Here is a 24,886-nt window from a genome sequence, read left to right as displayed (position 1 = left end):
AAAAGGCGGTCCTTCGCGGGACCGCCTTCTTCTGACTTCACCGGCTGCTGGCCCTCACCCCCACCCTCTCCCGCGAGCGGGAGAGGGAGCAAGGGTGAGAGCGCTCGCGCCGCCTCCTCCCCGGCCGCCCCTCAGCGGCCGTGTTCCTTCATCAGGGATAGCTGATCGTCAGCTTGTAGGGCGAGGTCGTGCTCGATCCCGAGTACGACATCACCTTGATGTAGACCGTCTGCGCGGTCGCGCCGTTCTGGTACGTCAGCGACTCCGTGCTGCCGACCGCTTCCGAGCGTGCCAGGCCCGTGCCGGTGGACTTCACCACGTACAGGTCGTAGTCGATGCTCGACGAGGTCGGGCCGGTCATGTCCACGCGCAGGCGCTGGTTGGCGGCGAGCGTGACCTTGAAGAAGTCGATGTCGCTGGCGCTGCCGATGAAGCCGGTCAGCTGGTTGCGGCTGCCGACGGCGTTCGCGGCGGAGATCGTGTTGTTGGGCTCGACCTCATCCGCCGCGTCGACCACGTTGTTGACGGTGAAGCTGACCGGCGTCGAGGTCGTCGTGTTACCGGCCGCGTCGTAGGCCTTGGCGGCCAGGCTGTGCGTGCCGTTGGCCAGCTGCGCCGAGTTGACGGCGATCGAGTACGGCGCCGTCGTGTCGATGTCGCGCAGCGCGCCGTCCAGCCAGAACTCGACCTGCGTCACGCCGACGTTGTCGCTGGCGGTGGCGGAGAACGTGATCGTGCCGGTGGTGCCGTTGACCGCGGCGGTCACCGAGGGCGGCGTGGTGTCGCCGCCGCTGACGCCCTGGTTGACCCAGATCGGCGCGGACCACAGCACCTTGCCGTCGTCCTGCGTGACCTTGGCGTAGTAGAAGTGCTTGCCGTTGGCCGGCGTGACGGTGGCGGTCGGGTTGCTGCTCAGCAGCGTGACCGTGCCGTTGCGGCCGGGCACGCCTTCCCAGATCTCGGTCTGCACGACGGTGCGGCCGTTCGGGTTGTAGAACCCGACGTTCAGCGCCAGCGCGCCCGCGTTGTCGAAGCGCTCGCCCATGATCTTGCCGTTGGCGCTGAAGATCAGTTGCGAGTTCTTGTCCAGCGTCGCGAAGACGCGGCGCGCCTTCAGCGCGTCGACCAGCGCGGCCTTGCTCAGCGGCGTACCCGTGGGGATCAGCACCGCGGTGCGGTTCGTGTAGGACTTGCCCCAGTTGGCGCAGTGGTTGTCCTGGTTGGTCGCTGGCGCCACGTGGAAGCCGCGCTCCAGCAGCTTCTTCCACGAGCCTTCGTACGAACTGCGCGAGGTCTCGGTCTCGGTCGTGTTGGACGAGAACGCCGAGGTGTTCATCACCTCCGACATCACCATCACCTCGTCGCCATCGGCGCTGTAGGCCATGTCGGTGCCGCTGATGATGAACTGGCCGCTCGAGTCCGGATGGTTGAACTGGCCGATCAGCCCCTGGGCGCGCATCACCGAGTACAGCGTGGCGTAGTCGTTCTTGGCGATGTAGCGGTCGCCGAAGAGCTCGTTCTGCGCGTTGTATTCCCACGAGAACAGCTCGTTGCTGTTGAAGATGTTCAGGTGGCCGCCGTTGCTGATGACGCCCCACTCCATGCCGTACATGGCCAGGAAGCCGGCGTTGGCCGCGGTGTAGTCGGCCGCGATCTGCAGGCCGCGCTGGTAGCGCGCCTTGGCCGCGGTGGCGCTGCCGCTGGTGTTGGTGCTGGACGAGCCGTCGTAGTAGTGGTTGTGGTCGGTGTTGGCGAAGATGTCCAGGCCCGCGTCCTTCGCGTACGGGAAGGCCGCGTCGGGACCGAAGGCGCCGCTCTGCGCCGGCTGCGACGAGTTGCAGCTGCCGATGGCGCCGCCGCCGTCGGAGTCGTTGGTCTGGCCGTGGAAGCTGCCGTAGTAGATCGTGTAGGGCCACGAGCCAGCGCCCACCGCCGCCGACTGCGCGCGCACGCGCTGGTCGGCCTCGCCCGCGGCGCCCATCGCCAGCGGACGCAGCGTGCCCATCGCGATCCTGGCCGGCTTGCCGATGGCGAAGTTCCAGCTCTGTTCGACCGCGTGGCCGCCTTCGCCGGCCTGCTGGGCGGCGAGGATCTCGGCGAACTGGGCGTCGCCGCCGCTGCTCTTCAGCGCGACGTCGGCCTTGGCGCTGAGCGCGGTCAGCGTCGCGGTGTAGATGCCGTCCGGCAGGCCGGCACTGCCGCGGCCGGCCCAGTTCAGCGTGACGCTCTTGACGTCGCCGGCGTACTTCTCGACGCCGCTCCAGCGCTTGACGACGGCACCGGCGGGCGAGCGCAGTTCGACGCGATAAGCCAGCAGCGTGCCGGCGGGCGCGCCGACGTAATCGAGGTGGACCGCGAAGTCGCGCGCGCCGGTGGTTTCGGCGCCGGTGAACGGCACGTCGAGCGCGGCGTCGAACTCGTGGTGGTCCGGGTACTTGGCCGAGGGATCGGCGGTCAGCGCGGTCGCGCGGTCATCGGGCGTGGTCGCCTGCTGCTGCGTCTGCGACTTCTCGCCGTTGAGGCCGCCGCCGCAGGCGGTCAGCACGACAGCCATCGCGCTCAGCGTGGTGAGGCGCAGCACGGCGCGTCCGGACTGGGGGAACAGGGTGCGGAAGTTCATGGGAGTTCTCCTCGACTTGGTTCAGGCCTGCTTGCGGCGGCGGATGCTCAGGCCCATCGCGCCCAGCGCGACCACGGCCAGCGCGATCGAGGCGGGCTCGGGCACTTCCGGCACGTCGACCTCGGGGATCAGCGAGCCGGCGAACTGGACCATGTCGTAGCGGATGGTTCCGCCGGTGCCGTAGTTGCCGCCGGTGCCGGCGTAGGCCTGCGTGCCGGGCGCGAACATGCTGACCAGTTGCACCGCGAAATTGGCGTTGTCGTCGACGCCGGCGATGTCGGAGAAGTTGAAGCCCAGCCCCTTCACGAAGGCGCTGTCGCGCAGCATGCGGAAGGTGGTGGCCTCGACCCAGTTCTCGCCGTCGATCGTGTACAGCAGCGCCGTCCAGGCGGACGCGGTGGCGCTGTTGCGCTGGTCGAAGGTCAGGACGATGTCCTGGAATCCGGTGGTGTCGATCGAGAACTGCACGCCGGTCGTGCGGTCGCCCGTGCCCTGGCTCGCGTAGCCGGCGGTGTTGAGCGCCATGCTGCCGCCGGTGGTGTCCGACGAGCCGGACTGGCTGACGAAGGTCGTGGACACGCCCAAGGTGTCCAGGAAGGCGCCGCCGTGGTCGGTGTAGGTCGGCTTGGTCGAATAGACCGGCTGGTTCTGGGCGTTGACGCCGACCTGGTTGAAGCCCCACAGCGCGACGGTGTCGGCCTGGGCCAGACCGGCCCACAGGAGACCTGCGGCGAGCAGGATGGATTTGAATTTCATGGCAACCCCGGACAGTCGTTTCGATGATTCAACGGTTTGCGCAAACGTTTACGGCAACAATTTGTCGGCAAATCATGTGAAGTTGTGCGCTTGACTTCACGCACATGAAGGAACGGGCGGAGCGTAGGGTCGCTTCGTGACAAGCAGGTTGCGGGGAACCCCGGAGACGGGAATGCCGCACCCCGCGTTTGAGGGGGAGGTCGACGGCGGGGTGCCCGCCCACGGTGCGATGCGCCGCGCAGGCCGCGTGATCAGGGTGCATGTCGCACCTCCCTGGACCGGTCGCCGCGAGACGCGTAGGACAACACCCGCCGCACAAGGCGCCGTCGTCCGACGGTGGTCTCCCGCGGGGCCCCGAATACTGTCCGCACCGCCACCCGAGGGGCCGCCGATGACCGTGATCCGCAAGGGCCAGCAGCCCGCGGAGCTGACCCGCGAGCAATTCCATGAGCGCTTCATGCGCCGCTTCCAGGACCCGGCCTACCGCGCCGAGCACGAGGCCATCGCGCGCCTGGAGGTCATCGCCTTCGAGGCGATGAAGGAGGGCCGCAAGTCGCCGATCACCCGTCCGGCGGGCAGCGGCTTCAAGGACCCGTCGTACGAGACCTCGGTCGAGTGGCTGGACGCGCATCAACGGCTCAAGCTGGCGCAGCAGCGCTGGAGCGATCCGGCCACGCGTTCGCGCGTGCTGCTCGTCTGCGGCAGCGACCGCAACGACGGCACCTGCCCGGGGGAGATGTCCAAGACCTGGCGTCTGACCCAGATCGCCAAGGACCAGCTGAGCCGGCACGACGTGATCATCGATGTCCTGGACCTGAGCCTGATCACCTCCGAGTACGGGCGCCAGATCCATCCGTGCAAGGGCTGCGTGTCCACCGCGATGCCGCTCTGCCACTGGCCCTGCAGCTGCTATCCGAATCACGCGCTCGACCAGTCCAGCGACTGGATGAACGAGATCTACGAGCGCTGGGTCTCCGCGCACGGCGTGATCCTGTTCACCCCGACCTACTGGTACCAGTCGCCCAGCGCACTGAAGCTGATGATCGACCGCCTGGTCTGCGCGGACGGCGGCAATCCCGATCCGACCTCCACCCACGGCAAGAAGGCCGCGGAAGCCAAGGCGATCGAAGAGAAGGGGTGGGACTATCCCAAGCACCTCGAAGGCCGCGCCTACGGCCTGGTGGTGCACGGCGACGTGGCGGGCGTGGAAGCTCAACGCCGCAACCTCGGCGACTGGCTAGACTGGATGGGCCTGATCGACGCCGGGAACCTGTCCCGGCTGGACCGCTACATCGGCTACTTCGAGCCCTACTTCAACAGCCACGAGGCGCTCGACCGCGACGAGGCCCTCCAGAACGAGGTCCGCCTGGTGGCCGACCTCGTCGGCGACGCGGTCAAGCAGTTGCGGGAGGGAAAGCTGCCCCGTTCCAATCGCAAGGCCGTCCGCCCGAAGTGACGACGGCCTTGCCATTCCGTACGACCTCCCCTCGACTCATCGATTCAAGGAGCACTCCGATGGCCCATTCCCCCTCCCATTCGACGCATCAACTCCGCCCGGAACTGCCAGCCGACACGCCGCCGTTCCCGACCTCCGATACCGACGTCGATTCCGACGACCTCGACAGCGTCTACGGCCAGCTCGTGAAGGGCGTGGGCCATGAGTTCGTCACCGACGGCAACGTCGACGAGCTCGCCCGTCGCGCCGAGCAGGACGGCCACCCCATCCTCGCCACCGAACTCCGGGAGTGGAAGGCGCCCTGCTGACGCCGGCCCGCTGATCTCCGTTCCCCAATGAGCCAGGGCCCCTTTCGGGGCCCTGTTTCTTGAGACGCGGGGTCAGGCCTTGCCGTCGCTCAGCACTTGATGCCGGCGTGCAGCGCCACGACGCCGCCGGTCAGGTTGTGCACATCCACATGACCGAAGCCCGCCGTCTTCATCATGGCCTTGAGCTCGGCCTGCGGCGGGTGCATGCGGATCGACTCGGCCAGGTAGCGGTAGCTGTCGGCGTCGCCGGCGATCAGCGAGCCGATGCGGGGCAGGATCTTGAAGGAGTACCAGTCGTAGGGCTTGCGCAGCGGCTCCGCGACCTGCGAGAACTCCAGCACCAGCAGCCGGCCGCCCGGGCGCAGCACGCGGTTCATCTCGGCCAGCGCCTGGTCCTTGTGCGTCATGTTGCGCAGGCCGAAGGCCACGCAGACCAGGTCGAAGGAGCCGTCCTTGTAGGGCAGCGCCTCGGCGTCGCAGAGGTTGGTGGGCAGGACCATGCCTTCGTCGATCAGACGCTCGCGGCCGGTGCGCAGCATGGCCTCGTTGATGTCGGTGTGCACGACCATGCCGCGCTCGCCGACCTTCTTCGCGAACAGCCGGGCCATGTCGCCCGTGCCGCCGGCGATGTCCAGCACCCGGTCGCCCGGCTTCAGGTTGGCCACGGCCAGCGTGTACAGCTTCCAGGCGCGGTGCATCCCCATCGACATCAGGTCGTTCATGACGTCGTAGCGCGCGGCGACCGAGTCGAACACGCCGCGCACGCGCCTGGCCTTGGCGGTTTCGTCGACGGACTCGAAGCCGAAATGGGTGGAGCTCATGGTGGGGTCCTGCTGAATGGGGGCGCGTCGGGGGCAATCGCCGCGCAAGGTCGATCGATCAATGGCTGCCGCAGCTGCCGCCGCCGTGCGAATGGCCGCCCGCGGCCTTCGTCGCCATGGGCGCGTCGCGGTCCAGGCCCGCGGCGGCCAGCTTCTCTTCGTACTCGCGCATCAGGCGGTCCTGGTCACGGCCGAGCTCGTACAGATAGGCCCAGGTGAACAGGCCGCTCTCGTGGCCGTCGGAGAAGGTCGGCTTCAGCGCGTAGTGGCCGACCTGCTCGACCGCGACGATGGTCACGTCGCGCTTGCCGGTCTGCAGTGTCTCCTGGCCGGGACCGTGGCCCTGCACTTCGGCCGACGGGCTGCGCACGCGCATCAGCTCGAACGGGATGCGGAAACGCACACCGTCGGTGAAGGCGAGCTCCAGCACCTTGGACTGCTGGTGCACGACGATGTCGGTGGGGAGCGGAGTGGTGGAATCGATGCCGGCCATGATCACGCGATCTCCCCGGCTGACCGGGCACATCGCTGCGAAAAACAAGCAGGCAGTGTACCGGTGCATGGTCTCGCACCAAGGGCGGCAGGTCGGGTGAGGGATCGGGGAGCCCGGCCGGCGGGGTGGGCAAAGAAAAAAATCCCGCCAGCTTTCACCGGCGGGATTCAACGGGAGCCCCGTTCGGGCCCGAGGCACCCGGCTTACCAAACGAGGAGAGTGGCAAGTCCTGCGGGGCTCCTTACCAGCTCAGGTTCAGCGTGTACGTGCCGCTGGTGCCCGAGTAGTAATAAGCCCGCACGTACACGACGATCGACGACGATCCGGTGTTCGCGTACGTGAAGCTGTCGACGGCGCCGGCGCCGTTTTCGCTGAGCTTGAGCTGCGTGCCGCTGCTGTTCTGCAGCTGCAGGTCGAAGTCCTTGCCGCTGGCCGGCGTCAAGGTCGCGCTCAACGTCTTGCCCGCGGGCAGCGTGACCTTGAAGTAGTCGTTGGTGTCGGAGGTCGACAGGCTGCCCGTCACCTGGACCGGCGCGCTGACGGTCTGCGGCGCGGTGCGGCTGTTGTTGGGCTCGACCTCGGCGATCGTGCCGCCGCCACCGCCGCCGCCCTTGATCGCCGTGATCGCGGCGTTCGCGTCCAGCAGGCCGGAACCGCACTGGCTGCAGGTGCCGGGGAAGGCGCGGGCGCTGCTCTTGAGCGCGGCCGTGATCTCGTCCGGCGTGGCGGTGGGCTTGGCGCTGTACATCAGGGCCGCGACACCGGCCACGTGCGGCGTGGCCATCGAGGTGCCCTGGTAGTAGGCGTAGCTGTCGGCACCCGGCGTGCTGGTGCCGTTGTTCAGCGTCGACAGGATGCCGTTGCTGGCGCTGGAACGGACGTCGCCGCCCGGCGCGGCCAGCGTCACGATCGAGCCGTAGTTCGAGTAGTACGCGCGGGCGCCGTTGCGATCCGTCGCCGCGACCACGACCACGCCCGAGCAGTTCGCCGGGCTGGAGTTCGACGCGTTCTGGTTCTCGTTGCCGGCCGCGACGATGACGCTGGCGCCGCGCGAGCGGGCGCCGTTGATCGCCGTCTGCGTCGTGGTGTCGCAGGCCCCGCCACCGCCCAGCGACAGGTTCAGCACCTTGGCCGGCGTCGCGTTGGTCGGCAGGCCGGAGACGCTGCCGCCCGAGGCCCAGGTCATGCCGTCGGCGATGTCGGAGGTGTAGCCGCCGCACTTGCCCAGCACGCGGATCGGCTGGACCTTGGCGTTGTAGGCGATGCCCGCCACGCCCAGGGCGTTGTTGGTCTTGGCCGCGATCGTGCCGGCCACGTGCGTGCCGTGCCAGCTGGACGTGGAGGCCGGGTCGCCGGCCTGGCACTCATTGGCGGCGTTGTAGTCGCCGGGGTCGCTCGGGTCGTTGTCACGGCCGTTGCCGTCCACGGAGACCGTGGTGTCAACGATCATGTCGTAGCCCGCGACGATCTGGCCCGACAGGTCCGCATGCGGCCGGTAGCCGGTGTCGATGACCGCGACCACGACGCCGGTGCCGGTCGCCTGGTCCCAGGCCGCCGGTGCGCGGATGCCGCCGACGCTCTCGGACAGGTCCCATTGCGAGCCGTAGCTGCTGTCGTTCGGCACGAACAGCGCGTGCATCTTGCGGTCGGGTTCGACGTATTCGACGTTGGCGTCCTGCGCCTTGATCCGGTCGCCCAGCTCGCGCAGTTCCTGCAGGTTCAGCCGGCGGTCGAGCTTGAACACGTGGGCGCCGGTACCCATCTGGCGCACCAGCGACAGCCGGGTGCCCAGCGGCGCCGCCAGTTGCTGCAGGCGCTCGGTGCGGGCGCCGATGGCATCGCTGGCCACCGATTGCGCCTGGATCGCGGCGCCCAGGCGCCCTTGCACGACGGTGCTGCCGTCCTTGTATTTCACGATCAGACGATCGGTCTGTTCGCTCAGTTGCCGCGGCGCCTTGTCGATGTCCACCGACGACACGCCCGCCTGGGCGGCGCCCATCGTGACGAGACCCACAGCCAGCGCGACGCTGAGCTTGTTCAATCGCAACATGCTTGTCATCTCCAGAGTTCTCGATCGACGCCGGGTTCGCCGACGCCTGCAAAGCCCCGAACGTCTGGCGCGTTGGCACCGCTGGTGGGGCACGCCGATCGGCCCAATCCGATTGGCGTGCGATGCAGTGTAGGAAGACAGTTGGGCGCCAACCGACCTACCTGAAACAGTTAACAGGAAGGAATACCCCTATAACCTATTTGTGTCAAAACGCAGACTTTGATCTGCCAATCGCCCCTTTCTTACAGCTAACGCCCTGATTCGTAATGTTTGCGCGCAGTTTGCGGACCTGCGCGAACGGCGTGCCCGGGGTGTCGGAAGCCATGCGCGGGACGCCTCGGATGGCGGGGGACAGGGGGGTCGATTAGCCTGTGCGGCTTGTCGTTTTCGCCACACATTGGTGACAAATAACCATGCTTCCACTACGCCTGATTGCCGCCGCGGCTGTCTCCACCCTGGCCCTGGCCGCAGCGCCGGCGCGCGCGCTGGATGTCGCAAGCTTCTCGCCCGACGTCCAGCCTTGCGCCGACTTCTATGACTACGTGAACGGGCCGTGGGTCGCCCGCACCGAGTTGCCGGCCGACCGCACCCGGATCGGGAGCTTCGACGCGCTGCGCGTGGCCAACGACCGGCTGCTGAGCGATGCGCTGGCGGAGCTGCTGGCCAAGCCGGAGCTGCAGAAGTCGCCGGGCCTGAAGCAGGTCGCCGCGTACTACGCCAGCGGCATGGACCGGGCCGCCATCGAGGCGCAGGGCCTGAAGCCGATCAAGCCGTTGCTCGATCGCGTCGCCTCGATGAAGTCGGCGGAGGACCTGCCCTTCGTGCTGGCGCAGTTGGGCCGCGTGGGCATCGCCGCGCCGGTGGGCGCCTCCGTGCGCGCCGACGTCAAAAACACCCGCGTGAATGTGCTGACGCTGGGCCAGTCGGGCCTGGGCCTGCCGGACCGCGACGACTACTTCAAGGACAGCGACATCGCCAAGAAGCTGCGCACGGCCTACCGGCTGTATGCGCAACGGTTGTTGTCGTCGGCGGGGTTCGACGCCACGCCGGCCGCGATCGACGCGCTGATGGCCTTCGAGTCCCAACTGGCCGACGCGACGACGCCGCGCGCGCAGCTGCGCGATCCGCTCAAGGTCTACAACCCGATGACCACGGCCGAACTCGCGGGCAAGGCGCCGGGGCTGGCCTGGGACGGTTATCTCAAGGCGCTCACCCGCAGCGACACGCGGGCCGGCGGCGTCGAACGGCTGATCGTGGCGCAACCTGACTTCCTGGCGCGCGTCGCGCAGATGGCCGGGAAGGTGCCGCTCGCCACCTGGCAGACCTACCTCCGGATGCGCGTGCTGGAGAACAGCGCCGCCCGCCTGCCGAAGGCCTTCGCCGAGGCGGACTTCGACTACCGAGGCGCGACCATCTCCGGGCTCGAGCAGCCGATGCCGCGCAACGAGGAAGTCATCCAGCTGATCGGCGGCCGCACCGGCGGCAGCCCGCTGGGCCTGGCGCTGGGCGAGCTGTTCGTGTCCAAGGCCTTCTCGCCCGAAGCGCAGCGCCGCGCGACCCTGCTGATCGGCGACGTCAAGGCCGCGATGAAGACGCGCATCCAGAACCTGGCCTGGATGAATCCGGACACCAAGGTCAAGGCGCTGGAGAAGCTCGAGGCGATGCAGCCCAAGATCGGCGCGCCCGCGTCCTGGCCGAAGTACGAGGGCATGACGCTCGATCCGAAGGACTTCGCCGGCAACCAGCTGCGCGCCGCGGCCTGGTTCCACGGCGAGCAGATCAAGGACCTGGACCGCCCGAGCGACCGCACGCGCTGGACGATGTCGCCGTACATCGTGAACGCGCAGGCGGGCGGCCTCAACGAGATCACCTTCCCGGCCGGCATCCTGCAGCCGCCGTTCTTCGACGCGAAGGCCGACGACGCCGTCAACTACGGCGGCATCGGCATGGTGATCGGGCACGAGATCGTCCACCACTTCGACGACCGCGGCCGGCAGTTCGACAGCATCGGCAGCCTCAACGACTGGTGGACCGCCGCCGACGCCGAGAACTACAAGGCACGCGCCGACCGCGTCGTGGCGCTCTACGAGAGCTACGAGCCGGTCAAGGGCACGCACATCAACGGGCGGCTCACGCTGGGCGAGAACATCTCCGACATGGCCGGCATGCCGATCGCCTTCGACGCGCTGCAGAACGCGCTGCGCCGCACGGGCAAGACCGACAAGATCGACGGCTTCACCCCCGAGCAGCGCTTCTTCCTGTCCAACGCCATGGTCTGGCGCAACAAGTCGCGCGAAGCGGCGCTGCTGAACCAGCTGCGCACCGACCCGCACTCGCCGGGCAAGTTCCGCGTGCTGGCGCCGATGTCCAACATGCCGGAGTTCGCCAAGGCCTTCAGCTGCAAGAGCGGCGACGCGATGGTGGCGGCGGATCCGATCAAGGTCTGGTGACGCGCCGACCCCGCCGCGGCGACACCGTGCCGCGGCCCCCGGGGCCTGCCCGCCGTGAGGCGCGGCAGGCCCCGTGCCATTCGGGACCCATGCCTTTCGGGACGGCCGCGCGGAAATCATGGCCCGAACCCATCACGCCGAGGGTCAGGTCTTGTCATCGCGTCGTCATGCGCTGCGGCGCCGATCGTCATGCATGACTTTCGACCCGATGGATACTGGGGAAAGTCGATTCACGGCTGGTCGCGACGATGTGCGTTTCGTCGCGGAATTCCGGCGCTCCGCCCCCCGCCTTCGACGCTTGGTCGCGCGCCGCTTGGTCGAGGCCCTCGTGCTGCCTACGCTGAAAAAAGACCGATCGTTCCGCCACCGAGACGCGGGCCGCGACGGTTCCTCAGCCCACAGGAGCACGACATGCACGCCACCATCCGCCCCGTCCGCCACGCCCCCGCGAACTTCCTCCGCGCCGCCGCCCGTCTCACCGCCGGCGCGGTCTTCGCCGTCCTGACCGCGGGCGCCGCGCAGGCGGCGCCCGACGACCTGCAGCGCGTCGAGATCTCCGGCCGCCGCCCCGGCGAGATCCCGCGCACCGACGTGCGCGCCACCTGCCCCGGTGTCGACAAGGCGCTGGGCGACCGCCTGGGCCGGGTCCAGTTCATCGAAGGCAAGGAAGGTCTCTCCACGGTCAGCTTCCGGCTGAACGGCAACGTCATCAGCGAGGTGCAGGACCGCGGCCCCCTCGCCTACCGCACCCCGCTGCGCCGGGCCGTGCGCGCGCTGCAATGCCAGGGCGCGGCGCGCGACACGCTCTACGTGATGCAGGTGTCGTTCCGCAACGAGGACTCGCGCGACGACATGAGCGGCCGCATCGCGCTGCTCGAGATGGCACCGCCGGCGGCAGGATCGACGGGCGGCGCGGCCAGCGCGGCGATGGTCGACGGGCGCTGATCGGGTTGTTCCGGGAGGGGTCTTCCCCGGCGGCTGGCTAGGATGGCCGGCACGACAACCCGGAGACCCCATCCATGCCCGTCCGCTCCACCGACGCCGCGCGCCGTTCCCTGCTGATCACGGGCGCCCTGGGCGCCAGCGCCGGCGCGCTGGGCTGGCCCGCCACGGCACGCGCGCAGGCCTGGCCGTCCAAGCCGGTCCGGTGGGTCGTCGCCTACCCGGCGGGCGGCGGCTCCGACTTCCTGGCGCGCCAGCTGGCGCCGGTGCTCGGCAAGGCGCTGGGGCAGACGCTGATCATCGACAACAAGCCCGGCGCGGCGGGGATCATCGGCACCGACAACGCCGCCAAGTCGCCGCCGGACGGCTACACCATCCTCACCGGCGACAACGGCGCGATGGTGTTCAACAGCGCGCTCTACAAGAAGCTGCCCTACTCGCCGGCGGACTTCGCGCCGGTCGGCTTCATGGCCCGCTTCCCGCTGCTGCTGGTGGTCAACCCCAACGCCGGTTTCAGCTCGGCGAAGCAGTGGCTGGACACCATCAAGGCCAGGCCCGGCAAGTACAGCTATGCCTCGCCCGGCGTCGGCAGCCCGCACCACCTCGCGATGGAGCTGCTGAAGGATCGTACCCACAGCTACATCGTCCATGTGCCTTATCGCGGCACGGCGTTCTCGACGCAGGACCTGATCGCGGGCGTCGTGCCGATGGGCATCCTCGACACCGCCGCCGCCCTGCCGCACCTGCGCGCCGGCAAGCTGAAGGCGCTGGCGGTCCTCGCGCCCAAACGCATTGCCGCACTGCCCGAGGTGCCCAGCTTCGACGAGACCGGCGTGACCGGCGTCGACGTCAGCGCTTGGCAGGGCCTCTTCGTCCCGAAGGGCACGCCCGAAGCGATCGTGGCGAGACTGGGCGCGGAGTTGGGGAAGGCGCTCACACAGCCGGAACTGAAAGCGAAGCTGGAGGATTTCGGCCTTGAGGTCGCGCCGGGCGACGCCGCCGCGTTGGCACGTTTCATCCAGTCCGAAACCCAGAAATGGCATGCGCTGATCCGCAGCCGCGGCATCTCGGCGGAGTGAGCCGTTGCACCGGCCGGGAGAGTCGACCGTCCGGTCGGTCATCCCCCGGGAGGTGATAGCGCTGTCCTCCTCTGAGGGAGACCGCGCTGATTACTTCACGTGACCGTGAAATAGCCACGGGTTATCCCTTGAAGGGCGATAAACGAAACGCCCTGACAGGCTTTCATACGCAATACAGTTTGACCAAGCGCAAAGACAAAACGACAACGACGCGCTAGGAGACCTCCCCATCACTCCAGTTCCGCCTCATCGCGGAGCCGTCCGGTCATGAACAACAACAACGCCGTGCGCGCGACGGTGGCCCGTCGCGTCTCCATCTGGTCCAGTGCCGCGATCGCGGTCCTTCTCATCGTCATCTGCGGCGCCCTGTCCTGGGTGCTCACCAATCAGGCGCGGCAGCGCACGCAGGATTACATGTCGGCGGAGGCGGCGTCGGTGGCGCGCGTCGCGGATGCCCTGGACCGCACGGCGCGGGATTCGGCCAACCGGCTGTACGACGTGCTGGCGGGCGACTTCGAAGGCGGCACCTTCACGCTGGACGGCGACGGGGAACTGGCCTTCAACGGCCAGAAGCTCAACGGCAATTTCGACGCGGTCGACCGTTTCACGCGTCGCACCGGCGGCGTGGCGACGATCTTCGCGCGCAAGGGCACGGACGACTTCGTCCGCATCACCACCTCGCTGAAGAAGGAAGACGGCTCGCGCGCCGTCGGCACGACGCTGGACCGCGCCGGCGCCGCCTTCGGCAAGCTCTCGACGGGCGACACCTATGTGGGTCCGGCGACGCTGTTCAAGGTGCCTTACATGACGCGCTACTCGGCGATCAAGGACGCGGGCGGCAAGGTCGTCGGCATCCTGTTCATCGGCTTCGACATGCGCGGCCTGCAGCAGGAACTCGTGAAGATGGCCGACGCGGTCAAGCTCTACGACACCGGCGGGCTGTACCTGCTCGATCCGGGCAAGACGCCGGCCGACGCGCTGCTGCGCGCGCACCCACGCTCGCAGGGCAAGAAGCTGTCGGAAGTGATGCCGGCCGACCAGGCCGAGCAGTACGTCAAGAGGCTCCTCGACGATCAGGACGGCGTGCTGGAGACGGTCCAGGCCGTCTACGGCGAGAGCTACAAGGACGCGTTCGCGGTGGCGCGCAAGTCTCAGGCCACCGGCTGGTGGGTGGTCGCCGAGGCCTCGCGCGCCCAGGCGCTGGCGGCGCACAACACCACGCTGTGGGTGCTGTGGGGGCTGATGCTCGCGACCGTGGTGCTGCTGGGGCTGGGCGTGACCTGGATGCTGGGACGCTGGGTCGGGCAGCCGCTCGCGGACCTGAACGAAGCCGTCGCCGCGGTCGCGGCCGGTGATCTGACCCGGCCGGTGATCGTGCGTCAGCAGGACGACCTCGGGGCCTTGGCCGCGGGCGTCGAACGCATGCGCCTGCAACTCGCGCGCACCATCAACGAGGTGCGCCAGGCCAGCGATTCCATCGGCACCGCGTCGGCGGAAGTCGCCGCCGGCAGCCGCGACCTGTCGGCCCGGACCGAGCAGTCGGCCAGCCATCTGCAGGAGACCGCCTCCGCGCTGGAAGAGCTCGCCAGTTCCATGAGCCAGACCGCCGCGTCGGCCGCGCAGGCCCATCAGCTCGTCGGCGAGTCCGACCGCGCCGCGCAGCGCGGCGGCAACGTCGTCGCCCAGGTCGTGACCACCATGGACGCGATCTCCGCCGCCAGCCGCCAGATCGGCGACATCATCGGCACGATCGACTCGATCGCCTTCCAGACCAACATCCTGGCGCTCAATGCCGCGGTCGAGGCCGCGCGAGCCGGTGAACAAGGTCGCGGCTTCGCGGTCGTCGCCGCCGAAGTCCGGCACCTCGCCCAGCGCAGCGCGGAAGCCGCCAAGCAGATCAAGGGACTGATCACCACCAGCGGCGAACGCGTGGAGTCCGGTGCCAAGCTCGTCGGCGACACCGGCGAGGCCATGCGCGACATCGTCACCAGCGTGAAGCGCGTGACCGACATCATCGGAGAGATCTCAACCGCGTCGCGCGAGCAGTCGCTGGGCGTCACCCGCATCAACGGCGCGGTGGCCCAGCTCGACCAGGGCACGCAGCAGAACGCCGCGCTCGTCGAGGAAAGCACCGCCGCCGCGGAAAGCCTGCGGGAGCAGGCGCATCGTCTGGTGGAGCAGGTCGGGCAGTTCCGGGTCTGACACGCACCGCACCGCCCCAATGAAAAGCCCGCCTTCCGGCGGGCTTTTTCGTTGGCGTCGCGCTGACGTCGCGTCGGCGCGTCGGCGGCTCAGCTCCTCAGACCAGCACCCGCTCGATGCCCCCGTTGTTGGCCTTGGCGACGTACTCGGGCATCCAGTTCTCCCCGAGGATCTTGCGGGCCATCTCGACGACGATGTAGTCCGCCTCGAGCAGGCCGTTCTGCAGATCGTCGCCGTAGCGGCTGAGCCCCTGCAGGCAGGACGGGCAGCTGGTGAGGATCTTGAGATTCTCCTCGGCGCCGACCTTGCCCGCCGCCCGCAGCTGCGTCTCCGCCTTGCGCAGTTCCTCTTCCTTGCGGAAGCGGACCTGGGTCGAGACATCCGGTCGCGTGACACCCAGCGTGCCGCTCTCGCCGCAGCAGCGCTCGCTCTTCATGACCTCGGGGCCGACGAGCGCCTTGACGGTCTTCATCGGATCCTGCAGCTTCATCGGCGAGTGGCAGGGATCGTGATAGAGGTAGGCCTGCTTGGTGTCGAGCTGGATGCCCTTCTCGAGCAGGTACTCGTGGATGTCGATGATGCGGCAGCCGGGGAAGATGTCCTCGAACTTGTAGCCCTGGAGCTGGTCGTAGCAGGTCCCGCAGCTGACCACCACCGTCTTGATGTCGAGGTAGTTCAGCGTGTTGGCCACGCGATGGAACAGCACGCGGTTGTCGGTGATGATCTTCTCGGCCTTGTCGAACTGACCCGACCCGCGCTGCGGATAGCCGCAGCAGAGGTAGCCCGGCGGCAGCACGGTCTGCACGCCGGCGTGCCAGAGCATGGCCTGCGTCGCCAGCCCGACCTGGCTGAACAGCCGCTCCGAACCGCAACCCGGGAAGTAGAAGACCGCCTCCGCTTCCGCCGAGGTCTTCTGCGGATTGCGGATGATGGGGACGTAGTCCTTGTCCTCGATGTCGAGCAGCGCGCGCGCCGTCTTCTTCGGCAGGCCGCCCGGCAGCTTCTTGTTGATGAAGTGGATGACCTGTTCCTTGATCGGCGCGGGTCCCACGGTCGCCGGCGGCGCGCCGGTCTGCTTGCGCGCGACGCGCTTGAGCAGGCTGTGCGCGATGCGCTGCGCCTTGAAGCCGACGCCGACCATCGCCGCCCGGGCGATCTTGATCGTCTCCGGGTTGGTCGCGTTGAGCATCAGCATCGCCGCCGCATTGCCGGGGCGGAAGCTCTTCTTGCCCATCTTGCGCAGCAGGTTGCGCATGTTCATCGTGACGTCGCCGAAGTCGATCTTCACCGGGCACGGGTTCAGGCACTTGTGGCACACCGTGCAGTGGTCGGCGACGTCCTCGAACTCCTCCCAGTGCTTGATCGACACGCCGCGGCGGGTCTGCTCCTCGTACAGGAAGGCCTCGACCAGCAGCGAGGTCGCGAGGATCTTGTTGCGCGGGCTGTAGAGCAGGTTGGCGCGCGGCACGTGGGTCGCGCACACCGGCTTGCACTTGCCGCAGCGCAGGCAGTCCTTGATGGACTCGCTGATCGCGCCGATGTCGCTCTGCTGCATGATCAGCGACTCATGCCCCATCAGCCCGAAGCTGGGCGTGTAGGCGTTGGTCAGGTCGGCGAAGGTCGTCTGGCTGCCATGGCCGCCGGTCCCCGGGCGCAGCAGCTTGCCCTTGTTGAAGCGCCCTTCCGGATCGATCCGGGCCTTGTAGCCGGCAAAGCCCGCCAGCTCCTCATCGGTGAGGAACTCGAGCTTGGTGATGCCGATGCCGTGCTCGCCGGAGATCACGCCGTCCAGCGAGCGCGCCAGCGTCATGATCCGCGCGACCGCCTCGTGCGCGGTCTGCAGCATCTCGTAGTTGTCCGAGTTCACCGGGATGTTGGTGTGCACGTTGCCGTCGCCGGCATGCATGTGCAGCGCCACCCAGACGCGACCGCGCAGCACTTCCTTGTGGATGCGCTTGCAGGCCTCCAGGATCGGCGCGAAGGCGCCGCCCGCGAAGACGTCCTGCAGCGGCTTGAGGATCTGGCGCTTCCAGCTCGCGCGCAGCGTGTAGTCCTGGAGCTGCTCGAAGTAGGAGCGATCGCCTTCACGAGGGACGTCCAGCTCCTGCATCCAGGTGCGCCATTGCAGGCCGGTCTCGTCCAGCAGCGCCAGCGCCTGCGCCACGCGGTCCTCGAGCAGCTCCGCGCTCGGGATCTCGCCGGCGTCGTCGCCCTTGCCCAGCGGCAGGTTGCCGTCGGCGAAGAAGGTGCGCAGCGCGTCGATCAGCGCCAGCTTGTTGCGCAGCGACAGCTCGATGTTGATGCGCTCGATGCCCAGCGTGTACTCGCCCATGCGGGGCAGCGGGATCACGACGTCCTCGTTCACCTTGAACGCGTTCGTGTGCTTGGAGATCGCCGCCGTGCGCTTGCGGTCCAGCCAGAACTTCTTGCGCGCATCGGCGCTGACCGCGACGAAGCCTTCGCCCGAACGGCCGTTGGCCAGGCGCACGACCTCGCTGGTGGCGCGCGCGACCTCATCGGCGTCGTCACCGACGATGTCGCCGATGAGCACCATCTTCGGCAGCCCGCCGCGCTTGCTCTTGGTGGCGTAGCCGACCGCCTTCAGGTAGCGGTCGTCCAGATGCTCGAGGCCGGCGAGGATGGCCCCGTTGGGCTTCTTCATCTCGCCGAACATGAAGTCCTTGATGTCGACGATGGACGGCACGCAGTCCTTCGGATTGCCGAAGAACTCCAGGCAGACCGTGCGCACATGCGCCGGCATGCGGTGCACGATCCAGCGCGCGCTGGTGATCAGGCCGTCGCAGCCTTCCTTCTGGATGCCCGGCAGGCCCGCGAGGAACTTGTCGGTGACGTCCTTGCCCAGGCCCTCCTTGCGGAAGGTGCGGCCCGGGATGTCCAGGCGCTCGGTACGCTCCAGCGTCTTGCCGGTCGCGTCGTAGTAGTGGAGGTCGAAGCTCGCGACCTCGACGTCATGGATCTTGCCCAGGTTGTGGTTGACGCGCACGACCTCGAGCCACTTCGCATCCGGCGTCACCATGCGCCACGAGGCGAGGTTGTCCAGCGCCGTGCCCCAGAGCACCGCCTTCTTGCCGCCGGCGTTCATCGCGATGTTGCCGCCGACGCACGAGGCCTCGGCCGAGGTCGGATCGACCGCGAAGACGAAGCCGTGCAGCTCCGCCAGGTCCGACACGCGCTGCGTGACGACGCCGGCCTCGGTCCAGATCGTCGGGATCTCGCGATCCAGGCCGGGCAGGCGCTGCATCTCGACGCCACGCATGGCCTCGAGCTTCTCGGTGTTGATCACCGCGCTGTTCCAGACCAGCGGCACCGCGCCGCCGGTGTAGCCGGTGCCGCCGCCGCGCGGGATGACCGTCAGCCCCAGCTCGAAGCAGCCCGCCACCAGCGCGGCCATCTCGGCCTCGGTGTCCGGGGTCAGCACGACGAAGGGGTACTCGACACGCCAGTCGGTCGCGTCGGTCACGTGCGCGACGCGCGACAGCCCGTCGTACTTGATGTTGTCCTTGGCGGTGGTCTTCGCGAAGACCTTGGTCGCGCGCTTGCGCAGCTCGGCCACCTGCTCGAACTGGTGCGAGAACGCGGCCACCGCCGCCTCCGCCGCGGTCAGAAGTTCACCGACCCAGGCGTCGCGCTTGGCGTCGTCTTCCGGATGACGGCGGCGCTGCACTTCGCCCAGGCGATGGCGCAGCGCGCCGATCAGCGCCTCGCGACGCTTGGGGTTGTCCAGCAGGTCGTCCTGCAGGTAGGGATTGCGCTGCACGACCCAGATGTCGCCGAGCACCTCGTACAGCATCCGCGCGGAGCGGCCGGTCTGGCGCTCGGTGCGCAGCTGGTCGAGCAGCTGCCACGCGCGGGCGCCGAGCAGGCGAAGGACGATTTCGCGATCGGAGAAGGACGTGTAGTTGTACGGAATCTCGCGCAGCCGGGCGGCGGGCGCGTGCGGCTGGATCAGGTCGCCGGCCATCGCGGGGTCGGCGGGCATCAGCAGATGCGGTGCATTCATGGCGGCCAGGTGCTCGCGCACCGGGGTTGCGGCAGGCCGGCGTCCAGGGGAGCGGACACCGATGCCAGGCTGGAAAGACAGGCGGAGAAGGCAAGGCCCCGCGACCGGACAGCGCCCTGGACTTGTGGTCCCCGCACCCGCTGGACACGGGCATGGAAGCGGCGTTCGCGAATGGCCGCGATCGGCGGCCGGCCCGGTCTGGGCAATGGTCGGAATCCTAACCCACCCCCAGAGGGCCATCCCCGGCGAGGGACTCTATAAACCTCGGCGTCCCCGCGGCCGATGCGGCATCGATTCGGGATGCACCGCTAGGCGCAAGCCACAGCCATAGCAACGCTATGGCGAGGACTTGCAACGACGCGGGGCGCCCGAAGCGATGCTGCAGCGGCTGCGGGGAAGTTCGCCAGTGTCACAATGGTTGCATAAGCTCGCCGGCCCTCGGCGGACCGTCCACCCGACGATGTCCGCCGCGGACCGCAGAACCACCCTCCCCGAGCATCGGAGACCCATGAAGCACCTCCCGACTTCCCTGTTGGCCACATCGGCCGTCGCGCTCGCCGCGCTGATCGCCCCCGCCGCCGCGTCGGCGCAGACCGAGATCCAGTGGTGGCACGCGATGGGCGGCGCCCTCGGCGACTGGGTCAACGACCTGGCCAAGGACTTCAACGCCAGCCAGAAGGACTACAAGATCGTCCCGACCTACAAGGGCAGCTACGACGAGTCCATGGCCGGCGCCATCGCCGCCTTCCGCGCCGGCAACGCGCCGCACATCCTGCAGGTCTTCGAGGTCGGCACCGCCACGATGATGGCCAGCAAGGGCGCGATCGTGCCGGTGGGCCAGGTCATGCAGCAGGCCGGCGTGAAGTTCGACAACGGCGCCTACGTGCCCGCCGTCGCCGGTTACTACACCGCGCCGAACGGCCAGATGTTGAGCTTCCCGTTCAACAGCTCGACCACCGTCTTCCACTACAACAAGGACGCGTTCAAGGCCGCCGGCCTGGACCCGAACAAGCCGCCGAGCTCCTGGCCCGAGGTCGTCGCCGCCGCCGCCAAGCTCAAGGCCGCCGGCCACAAGTGCCCGTTCACCACGAGCTGGGTCAGCTGGACGCAGCTGGAAAGCTTCTCCGCCTGGCACAACGTCGAGTACGCGACGAAGAACAACGGCTTCGGCGGCCTCGACGCGCGGCTGGCGTTCAACTCGCCGCTGCACGTGCGCCACATCGAGAACCTGGCCAACATGGCCAAGCAGGGCCTGTTCGTCTACAAGGGCCGCGGCAACAGCGCCGACGCGACCTTCTACTCCGGCGAGTGCGCGATGGAGACCGGCTCCTCCGGCCTCTACGCCAACATCAAGAAGAGCGCCAAGTTCGCCTCCGGCATCGCGCCGCTGCCCTACTACCCCGACGTGCCCGGCGCGCCGCAGAACACCGTCATCGGCGGCGCCAGCCTGTGGGTGATGTCCGGCAAGAAGCCGGCCGAGTACAAGGGCGTGGCCGCGTTCTTCCAGTACCTGTCCAGGGCCGACGTCGCGTCCGAGAGCCACAAGCGCACCGGTTACCTGCCGGTGACCAAGGCGGCCTACGAGCTGACCGAGCAGAGCGGCTTCTACAAGCAGAACCCGGGCACCGACGTCGCCGTGCAGCAGATGATCCGCAAGACGACGGAGAAGTCGCGCGGCGTGCGCCTGGGCAACTTCGCGCAGATCCGCACCGTCATCGACGAGGAGCTGGAACAGGTCTGGGCCGGCAAGAAGCAACCCAAGGAAGGCCTGGACGCCGCGGTCAAGCGCGGCAACGAACTGCTGGAACGCTTCCAGAAGGCCAACAAGTCCTGACCCCCGGCTGAGCCGACCGGGGCGCCGTCGCGCTCCGGTCTGCCCGCCCTTTCCGATTCCTCTTTCGACGCCCTCCCCGGATGTCCCAACAGAAACGCGTGGTGTTCCGATCGCGCTGGCTGCCCTGGCTGCTGCTGTCGCCGCAGGCGCTGGTGATCGGCGTGTTCTTCTTCTGGCCCGCGGCGCAGGCGCTGCTGCAGAGCCTGCAGCAGCAGGACGCCTTCGGCCTGTCGACCGAGTGGGTCGGCCTGGCCAACTTCCAGAACCTGATCGAGGACGACAGCTACCTCGCCTCGTTCAAGACGACGGCGGTGTTCTCGCTGCTGGTGGCGGTGATCGGGCTGGCGGTGTCGCTGCTGCTGGCCACGATGGCCAACCGCGTCGTGCGCGGCGCGCCGGTCTACAAGACGCTGCTGATCTGGCCCTACGCGGTCGCGCCGGCGATCGCGGGCGTGCTGTGGCTGTTCATGTTCGCGCCGTCCATCGGCGTGGTCGCCTACGGCCTGCAGCAGATGGGCATCAACTGGAATCACCTGCTCAATGCCGACCACGCGATGACCCTCGTCGTGATGGCCGCGATCTGGAAGCAGGTCTCCTACAACTTCCTGTTCTTCCTGGCCGGGCTGCAGTCCATCCCGAAGTCGCTGCTGGAGGCCGCCGCGATCGACGGCGCCGGCCCGTGGCGCCGCTTCTGGACGATCACCTTCCCGCTGCTGTCGCCGACCTCGTTCTTCCTGCTGGTGATCAACGTGGTCTACGCCTTCTTCGACACCTTCGGCATCATCGACGCGGCCACCCACGGCGGCCCCGGCAAGGACACCGCGATCCTGGTCTACAAGGTCTACTACGACGGCTTCAAGGCGCTGGACCTCGGCGGCTCGGCCGCGCAGAGCGTCGTGCTGATGGTCATCGTGATCACGTTGACGGTCCTGCAGTTCCGCTTCGTCGAAAAGAAAGTGCAGTACTGACATGGTCGAGCGTCGCCCCGCCCTGACGATGCTGTCGCACCTGATCCTGGTGCTCGGCGTGCTGATCGTCGCCTTCCCGCTGTACATCGCCTTCGTGGCGTCGACGCAGACGGCCGCGGAGATCGTCCAGTCCCCGATGCCGCTGCTGCCGGGATCGCACTTCCTGGACAACTACGCCGCCGCGCTGTTCGGCAACACCGGCGGCGGCTCCAAGGCCCCGGTCGGCCAGATGATGTGGGTCAGCTTCGTCTCCGCGATGGTCATCGCGGTGGGCAAGATCGCGATCTCGCTGCTGTCGGCCTTCGCGATCGTCTACTTCCGCTTCCCGGCGCGGAACTTCTTCTTCTGGGCCATCTTCGTCACCTTGATGCTGCCGGTGGAAGTGCGCATCGGCCCGACCTACCAGGTCGTCTCCGACCTGAAGATGCTCAACACCTACGCCGGGCTGACGGTGCCGCTGATCGCCTCGGCGACCGCGACCTTCCTGTTCCGGCAGTTCTTCCTGACGATCCCGGACGAGCTCGTCGAAGCCTCGCGCATCGACGGCGCCGGTCCGCTGCGCTTCTTCCGCGACGTGCTGCTGCCCTTGTCGAAGACCAGCATCGCGGCGCTCTTCGTCATCCAGTTCATCTACGGCTGGAACCAGTACCTGTGGCCGCTGCTGGTCACGACCGACGAGCAGATGTACCCGGTCGTCATCGGCATCAAGCGCATGATCAGCGGCGGCGACGCGGCCAACGACTGGAACATCATCATGGCCACCGCGATGCTGGCGATGATCCCGCCGGCGCTGGTCGTCGTGCTGATGCAGCGCTGGTTCGTGAAGGGCCTGGTGGACGCCGAGAAGTAAGCGCCGGGAAGCAACCGCCGAGAAATAACCGCCGACCACCAAGCGCCGACAAGTAAAACGAGAGAAGACTCCGATGGCAAGCATTTCCCTGCGCAACGTCGTCAAGCAATACGGCAGCGGCGCCAAGGCCAACCCCGTGATCCACGGCGTCAACGCCGAGATCCGGGACGGCGAGTTCGTCGTCATCGTCGGCCCGTCGGGCTGCGGCAAGTCCACGCTGCTGCGCATGGTCGCCGGCCTGGAGGAGATCAGCGGCGGCGAGATCGCCATCGGCGAGCGCGTCGTCAACGAGATCGAGCCCGCCGACCGCGACATCGCGATGGTGTTCCAGAACTACGCGCTCTACCCGCACATGAGCGTGTTCGAGAACATGGCCTACGGGCTGAAGATCCGCAAGCTGTCCGAAGCGCAGATCCGCGAGCGCGTCGACAAGGCCGCGCGCATCCTGGAACTCGCCCACCTGCTGCAGCGCAAGCCGCGCGAGCTGTCCGGCGGCCAGCGCCAGCGCGTCGCGATGGGCCGCGCGATCGTGCGCGACCCGCAGGTCTTCCTGTTCGACGAGCCGCTGTCCAACCTCGACGCCAAGCTGCGCGTGCAGACGCGGTTGGAGATCCAGAAGCTGCACCGCGAGCTGGGCGTGACCTCGCTGTTCGTCACGCACGACCAGGTCGAGGCGATGACGCTGGCGCAGCGCATCGTCGTCATGAACGGCGGGCGCATGGAGCAGTTCGGCACGCCCGACGAGGTCTACGGCCGCCCGGCCACGACCTTCGTCGCGAGCTTCATCGGCTCGCCGGCGATGAACCTGCTCAAGGGCCGCGTCGAGGGTCGGCGTTTCGTCATCGGCAACACCGCCCTGCCGCTGCCGCAAGCGGCGCCGCGCGAGGGCGAGCTGATCCTCGGACTGCGGCCCGAACACGCGCTGCCGCACGATGGGCAGATCGTCGCGGGCGAAACCACAGCCTGGCCGCTGAAGGTGGACATGGTCGAGATGCTGGGCGCGGAACGGCTGGTGTACGGCCGTCTCGGCGATGCGGCCTTCACGCTGCGCATCGACGGCACCGACACGCCGCCGCAACCGGGCGCGGAAGTGCAGCTGAAGGCGCCGGCCGAGCGGCTGCACTGGTTCGATCCCGCGACCGGGCAGCGCGTCGACTGAGCGCGCGCCTTGCCTGGCGTCGAGCATCCACGATCAGGGAGAACGACATGACGAACCGGACACCGATCCTCGACGACGAGACCAACTGGCCCTGGTCGCTGCCCTTCTGGGTCGCGCATCGCGGCGCGGGCAAGCTGGCGCCGGAGAACACGCTGGCGGCCTTCCGCGAAGGCGCGCGCCACGGCTACCGCGCCTTCGAATGCGACGTGAAGCTGAGCGCCGACGGCATTCCGTTCCTGCTGCACGACGCAACGCTGGACCGCACGACGACCTCGCGCGGCCGCGCCGCGGACCGGACCTGGAGCGAGCTGTCGCGGCTCGACGCCGGCCGCTGGCACAGCCGTGCATTCGCAGGCGAACCGCCGGCCAGCCTCGAAGCCATTGCCGCCTTCGTGCGCCGCAATCAGCACGCGCTGAACATCGAGATCAAGCCCACCCCGGGCGACGAGTTCCGCACCGGCGAGGTCGTCGGCGGCGAAGTGCTGCGCCTGTGGGAAGAGACGGCGCCGGACTCGGTGCTGTTCAGCAGCTTCCAGCCGGAGGCGCTGCGTGGCGCGCGCGAATCCGCGCCGCAGGTGCCGCGCGGTCTGCTGCTCGACAAGCTCGAGGGCGACGGCTGGCTGCAACTGGCGCAGTCGCTGGGCTGCCGCGCCGTCATCACGCATTACGCGCTGATGGATCAGGCGCTGGTGGCGCGCCTGCACGAGGCCGAGATGAAGGCGCTGGTCTACACGGTGAACGACGCCGCTGCCGCGCAATGGCTGATCGCCAACGGCGTCGACGGCATCATCACCGACGCGGTCGACCGCTTCAGCCCGACGGCCTGACCCCCCGATCGAGGAACCTCGGCAGACCTGGCCGGACGACGCGGCGCCTC

General features: G+C 68.3%; 17 protein-coding genes. 11 read left to right on the top strand and 6 right to left on the bottom strand.

What is annotated here, in order from left to right; all coding sequences use genetic code 11:
• Window positions 1-151 precede the first annotated feature (151 nt).
• The gene (locus ACQ4L4_RS27475; RefSeq protein ID WP_431101953.1) at window positions 152-2,620 is read right to left on the bottom strand and encodes a CehA/McbA family metallohydrolase; all 2,469 of its coding nucleotides are present in this window, start codon (window positions 2,618-2,620) and stop codon (window positions 152-154) included.
• A 21-nt stretch (window positions 2,621-2,641) separates the two neighbouring features.
• Window positions 2,642-3,376: a PEP-CTERM sorting domain-containing protein gene (locus tag ACQ4L4_RS27470; RefSeq protein WP_431101952.1), complete on the bottom strand. Its 735-nt coding sequence runs from the start codon at window positions 3,374-3,376 to the stop codon at window positions 2,642-2,644.
• A gap of 391 nt (window positions 3,377-3,767) precedes the next feature.
• On the opposite strand from ACQ4L4_RS27470, the gene ACQ4L4_RS27465 reads away from it, so the two are divergent.
• A complete protein-coding gene (locus ACQ4L4_RS27465; protein WP_431101951.1) occupies window positions 3,768-4,832 on the top strand; it encodes a flavodoxin family protein in 1,065 nt (354 codons plus the stop codon).
• Between the two features lie 59 nt (window positions 4,833-4,891).
• Window positions 4,892-5,140, top strand: coding sequence for a hypothetical protein (locus ACQ4L4_RS27460; protein ID WP_431101950.1), 249 nt, complete (start codon window positions 4,892-4,894; stop codon window positions 5,138-5,140).
• A gap of 89 nt (window positions 5,141-5,229) precedes the next feature.
• On the opposite strand, the gene ubiE is transcribed toward ACQ4L4_RS27460, so the two are convergent.
• The 3 genes from ubiE to ACQ4L4_RS27445 form a co-directional block, all read right to left on the bottom strand.
• Window positions 5,230-5,961: a bifunctional demethylmenaquinone methyltransferase/2-methoxy-6-polyprenyl-1,4-benzoquinol methylase UbiE gene (gene ubiE, locus ACQ4L4_RS27455; RefSeq protein ID WP_431101949.1), complete on the bottom strand. Its 732-nt coding sequence runs from the start codon at window positions 5,959-5,961 to the stop codon at window positions 5,230-5,232.
• Between the two features lie 58 nt (window positions 5,962-6,019).
• Window positions 6,020-6,454 (bottom strand): gamma-butyrobetaine hydroxylase-like domain-containing protein, encoded by a 435-nt coding sequence (locus tag ACQ4L4_RS27450; RefSeq protein ID WP_431101948.1) that lies wholly within the window; start codon window positions 6,452-6,454, stop codon window positions 6,020-6,022.
• Between the two features lie 241 nt (window positions 6,455-6,695).
• Window positions 6,696-8,504: a S8 family peptidase gene (locus ACQ4L4_RS27445; RefSeq protein WP_431101947.1), complete on the bottom strand. Its 1,809-nt coding sequence runs from the start codon at window positions 8,502-8,504 to the stop codon at window positions 6,696-6,698.
• Between the two features lie 413 nt (window positions 8,505-8,917).
• On the opposite strand from ACQ4L4_RS27445, the gene ACQ4L4_RS27440 reads away from it, so the two are divergent.
• The 4 genes from ACQ4L4_RS27440 (at window position 8,918) to ACQ4L4_RS27425 (ending at window position 15,177) form a co-directional block, all read left to right on the top strand.
• On the top strand, window positions 8,918-10,954 hold the full coding sequence (locus ACQ4L4_RS27440; RefSeq protein WP_431101946.1) for a M13 family metallopeptidase: 2,037 nt from the start codon (window positions 8,918-8,920) through the stop codon (window positions 10,952-10,954).
• A gap of 411 nt (window positions 10,955-11,365) precedes the next feature.
• Window positions 11,366-11,899, top strand: a complete 534-nt coding sequence (locus tag ACQ4L4_RS27435) for a hypothetical protein (RefSeq protein ID WP_431101945.1) — start codon at window positions 11,366-11,368, stop codon at window positions 11,897-11,899.
• 74 nt (window positions 11,900-11,973) lie between these two features.
• Window positions 11,974-12,975, top strand: coding sequence for a Bug family tripartite tricarboxylate transporter substrate binding protein (locus tag ACQ4L4_RS27430; RefSeq protein ID WP_431101944.1), 1,002 nt, complete (start codon window positions 11,974-11,976; stop codon window positions 12,973-12,975).
• Window positions 12,976-13,242: 267 nt separating this feature from the next.
• Window positions 13,243-15,177, top strand: coding sequence for a methyl-accepting chemotaxis protein (locus ACQ4L4_RS27425; protein WP_431101943.1), 1,935 nt, complete (start codon window positions 13,243-13,245; stop codon window positions 15,175-15,177).
• A 97-nt stretch (window positions 15,178-15,274) separates the two neighbouring features.
• On the opposite strand, the gene ACQ4L4_RS27420 is transcribed toward ACQ4L4_RS27425, so the two are convergent.
• Window positions 15,275-19,198 (bottom strand): DUF3683 domain-containing protein, encoded by a 3,924-nt coding sequence (locus tag ACQ4L4_RS27420; protein WP_431101942.1) that lies wholly within the window; start codon window positions 19,196-19,198, stop codon window positions 15,275-15,277.
• A 508-nt stretch (window positions 19,199-19,706) separates the two neighbouring features.
• Between ACQ4L4_RS27420 and ugpB the strand changes: the two genes are divergently transcribed.
• From ugpB to ugpQ, 5 genes are all read left to right on the top strand, one after another.
• On the top strand, window positions 19,707-21,032 hold the full coding sequence (ugpB, locus tag ACQ4L4_RS27415) for a sn-glycerol-3-phosphate ABC transporter substrate-binding protein UgpB (RefSeq protein WP_431101941.1): 1,326 nt from the start codon (window positions 19,707-19,709) through the stop codon (window positions 21,030-21,032).
• Between the two features lie 80 nt (window positions 21,033-21,112).
• Entirely contained in the window at window positions 21,113-22,000 is an 888-nt protein-coding gene (ugpA, locus tag ACQ4L4_RS27410) for a sn-glycerol-3-phosphate ABC transporter permease UgpA (RefSeq protein WP_431101940.1), read from the top strand.
• A 1-nt stretch (window position 22,001) separates the two neighbouring features.
• Complete coding sequence (gene ugpE, locus ACQ4L4_RS27405) at window positions 22,002-22,850, top strand: sn-glycerol-3-phosphate ABC transporter permease UgpE (protein ID WP_421034733.1); 849 nt, start codon at window positions 22,002-22,004, stop codon at window positions 22,848-22,850.
• 73 nt (window positions 22,851-22,923) lie between these two features.
• On the top strand, window positions 22,924-24,009 hold the full coding sequence (locus ACQ4L4_RS27400) for a sn-glycerol-3-phosphate import ATP-binding protein UgpC (RefSeq protein WP_431101939.1): 1,086 nt from the start codon (window positions 22,924-22,926) through the stop codon (window positions 24,007-24,009).
• 47 nt (window positions 24,010-24,056) lie between these two features.
• Window positions 24,057-24,836 carry a glycerophosphodiester phosphodiesterase gene (gene ugpQ, locus ACQ4L4_RS27395; protein ID WP_431101938.1) on the top strand — a complete coding sequence of 260 codons (780 nt, stop codon included), beginning with the start codon at window positions 24,057-24,059 and terminating at the stop codon, window positions 24,834-24,836.
• The last annotated feature ends 50 nt before the right edge of the window (window positions 24,837-24,886 follow it).

It is taken from the genome of Roseateles noduli, assembly GCF_050626985.1.
Lineage (GTDB): Bacteria > Pseudomonadota > Gammaproteobacteria > Burkholderiales > Burkholderiaceae_C > Roseateles > Roseateles noduli_A.
Note: the sequence above shows the minus strand (reverse complement) of the source record. Positions and strands in the feature narration are given on the sequence as shown.

Coding starts and splice junctions, on each gene's coding strand:
- ACQ4L4_RS27475 (WP_431101953.1), bottom strand. CDS start 2,620: ATGAACTTCCGCACCCTGTTCCCCCAGTCCGGACGCGCCGTGCTGCGC.
- ACQ4L4_RS27470 (WP_431101952.1), bottom strand. CDS start 3,376: ATGAAATTCAAATCCATCCTGCTCGCCGCAGGTCTCCTGTGGGCCGGT.
- ACQ4L4_RS27465 (WP_431101951.1), top strand. CDS start 3,768: ATGACCGTGATCCGCAAGGGCCAGCAGCCCGCGGAGCTGACCCGCGAG.
- ACQ4L4_RS27460 (WP_431101950.1), top strand. CDS start 4,892: ATGGCCCATTCCCCCTCCCATTCGACGCATCAACTCCGCCCGGAACTG.
- ubiE (WP_431101949.1), bottom strand. CDS start 5,961: ATGAGCTCCACCCATTTCGGCTTCGAGTCCGTCGACGAAACCGCCAAG.
- ACQ4L4_RS27450 (WP_431101948.1), bottom strand. CDS start 6,454: ATGGCCGGCATCGATTCCACCACTCCGCTCCCCACCGACATCGTCGTG.
- ACQ4L4_RS27445 (WP_431101947.1), bottom strand. CDS start 8,504: ATGTTGCGATTGAACAAGCTCAGCGTCGCGCTGGCTGTGGGTCTCGTC.
- ACQ4L4_RS27440 (WP_431101946.1), top strand. CDS start 8,918: ATGCTTCCACTACGCCTGATTGCCGCCGCGGCTGTCTCCACCCTGGCC.
- ACQ4L4_RS27435 (WP_431101945.1), top strand. CDS start 11,366: ATGCACGCCACCATCCGCCCCGTCCGCCACGCCCCCGCGAACTTCCTC.
- ACQ4L4_RS27430 (WP_431101944.1), top strand. CDS start 11,974: ATGCCCGTCCGCTCCACCGACGCCGCGCGCCGTTCCCTGCTGATCACG.
- ACQ4L4_RS27425 (WP_431101943.1), top strand. CDS start 13,243: ATGAACAACAACAACGCCGTGCGCGCGACGGTGGCCCGTCGCGTCTCC.
- ACQ4L4_RS27420 (WP_431101942.1), bottom strand. CDS start 19,198: ATGAATGCACCGCATCTGCTGATGCCCGCCGACCCCGCGATGGCCGGC.
- ugpB (WP_431101941.1), top strand. CDS start 19,707: ATGAAGCACCTCCCGACTTCCCTGTTGGCCACATCGGCCGTCGCGCTC.
- ugpA (WP_431101940.1), top strand. CDS start 21,113: ATGTCCCAACAGAAACGCGTGGTGTTCCGATCGCGCTGGCTGCCCTGG.
- ugpE (WP_421034733.1), top strand. CDS start 22,002: ATGGTCGAGCGTCGCCCCGCCCTGACGATGCTGTCGCACCTGATCCTG.
- ACQ4L4_RS27400 (WP_431101939.1), top strand. CDS start 22,924: ATGGCAAGCATTTCCCTGCGCAACGTCGTCAAGCAATACGGCAGCGGC.
- ugpQ (WP_431101938.1), top strand. CDS start 24,057: ATGACGAACCGGACACCGATCCTCGACGACGAGACCAACTGGCCCTGG.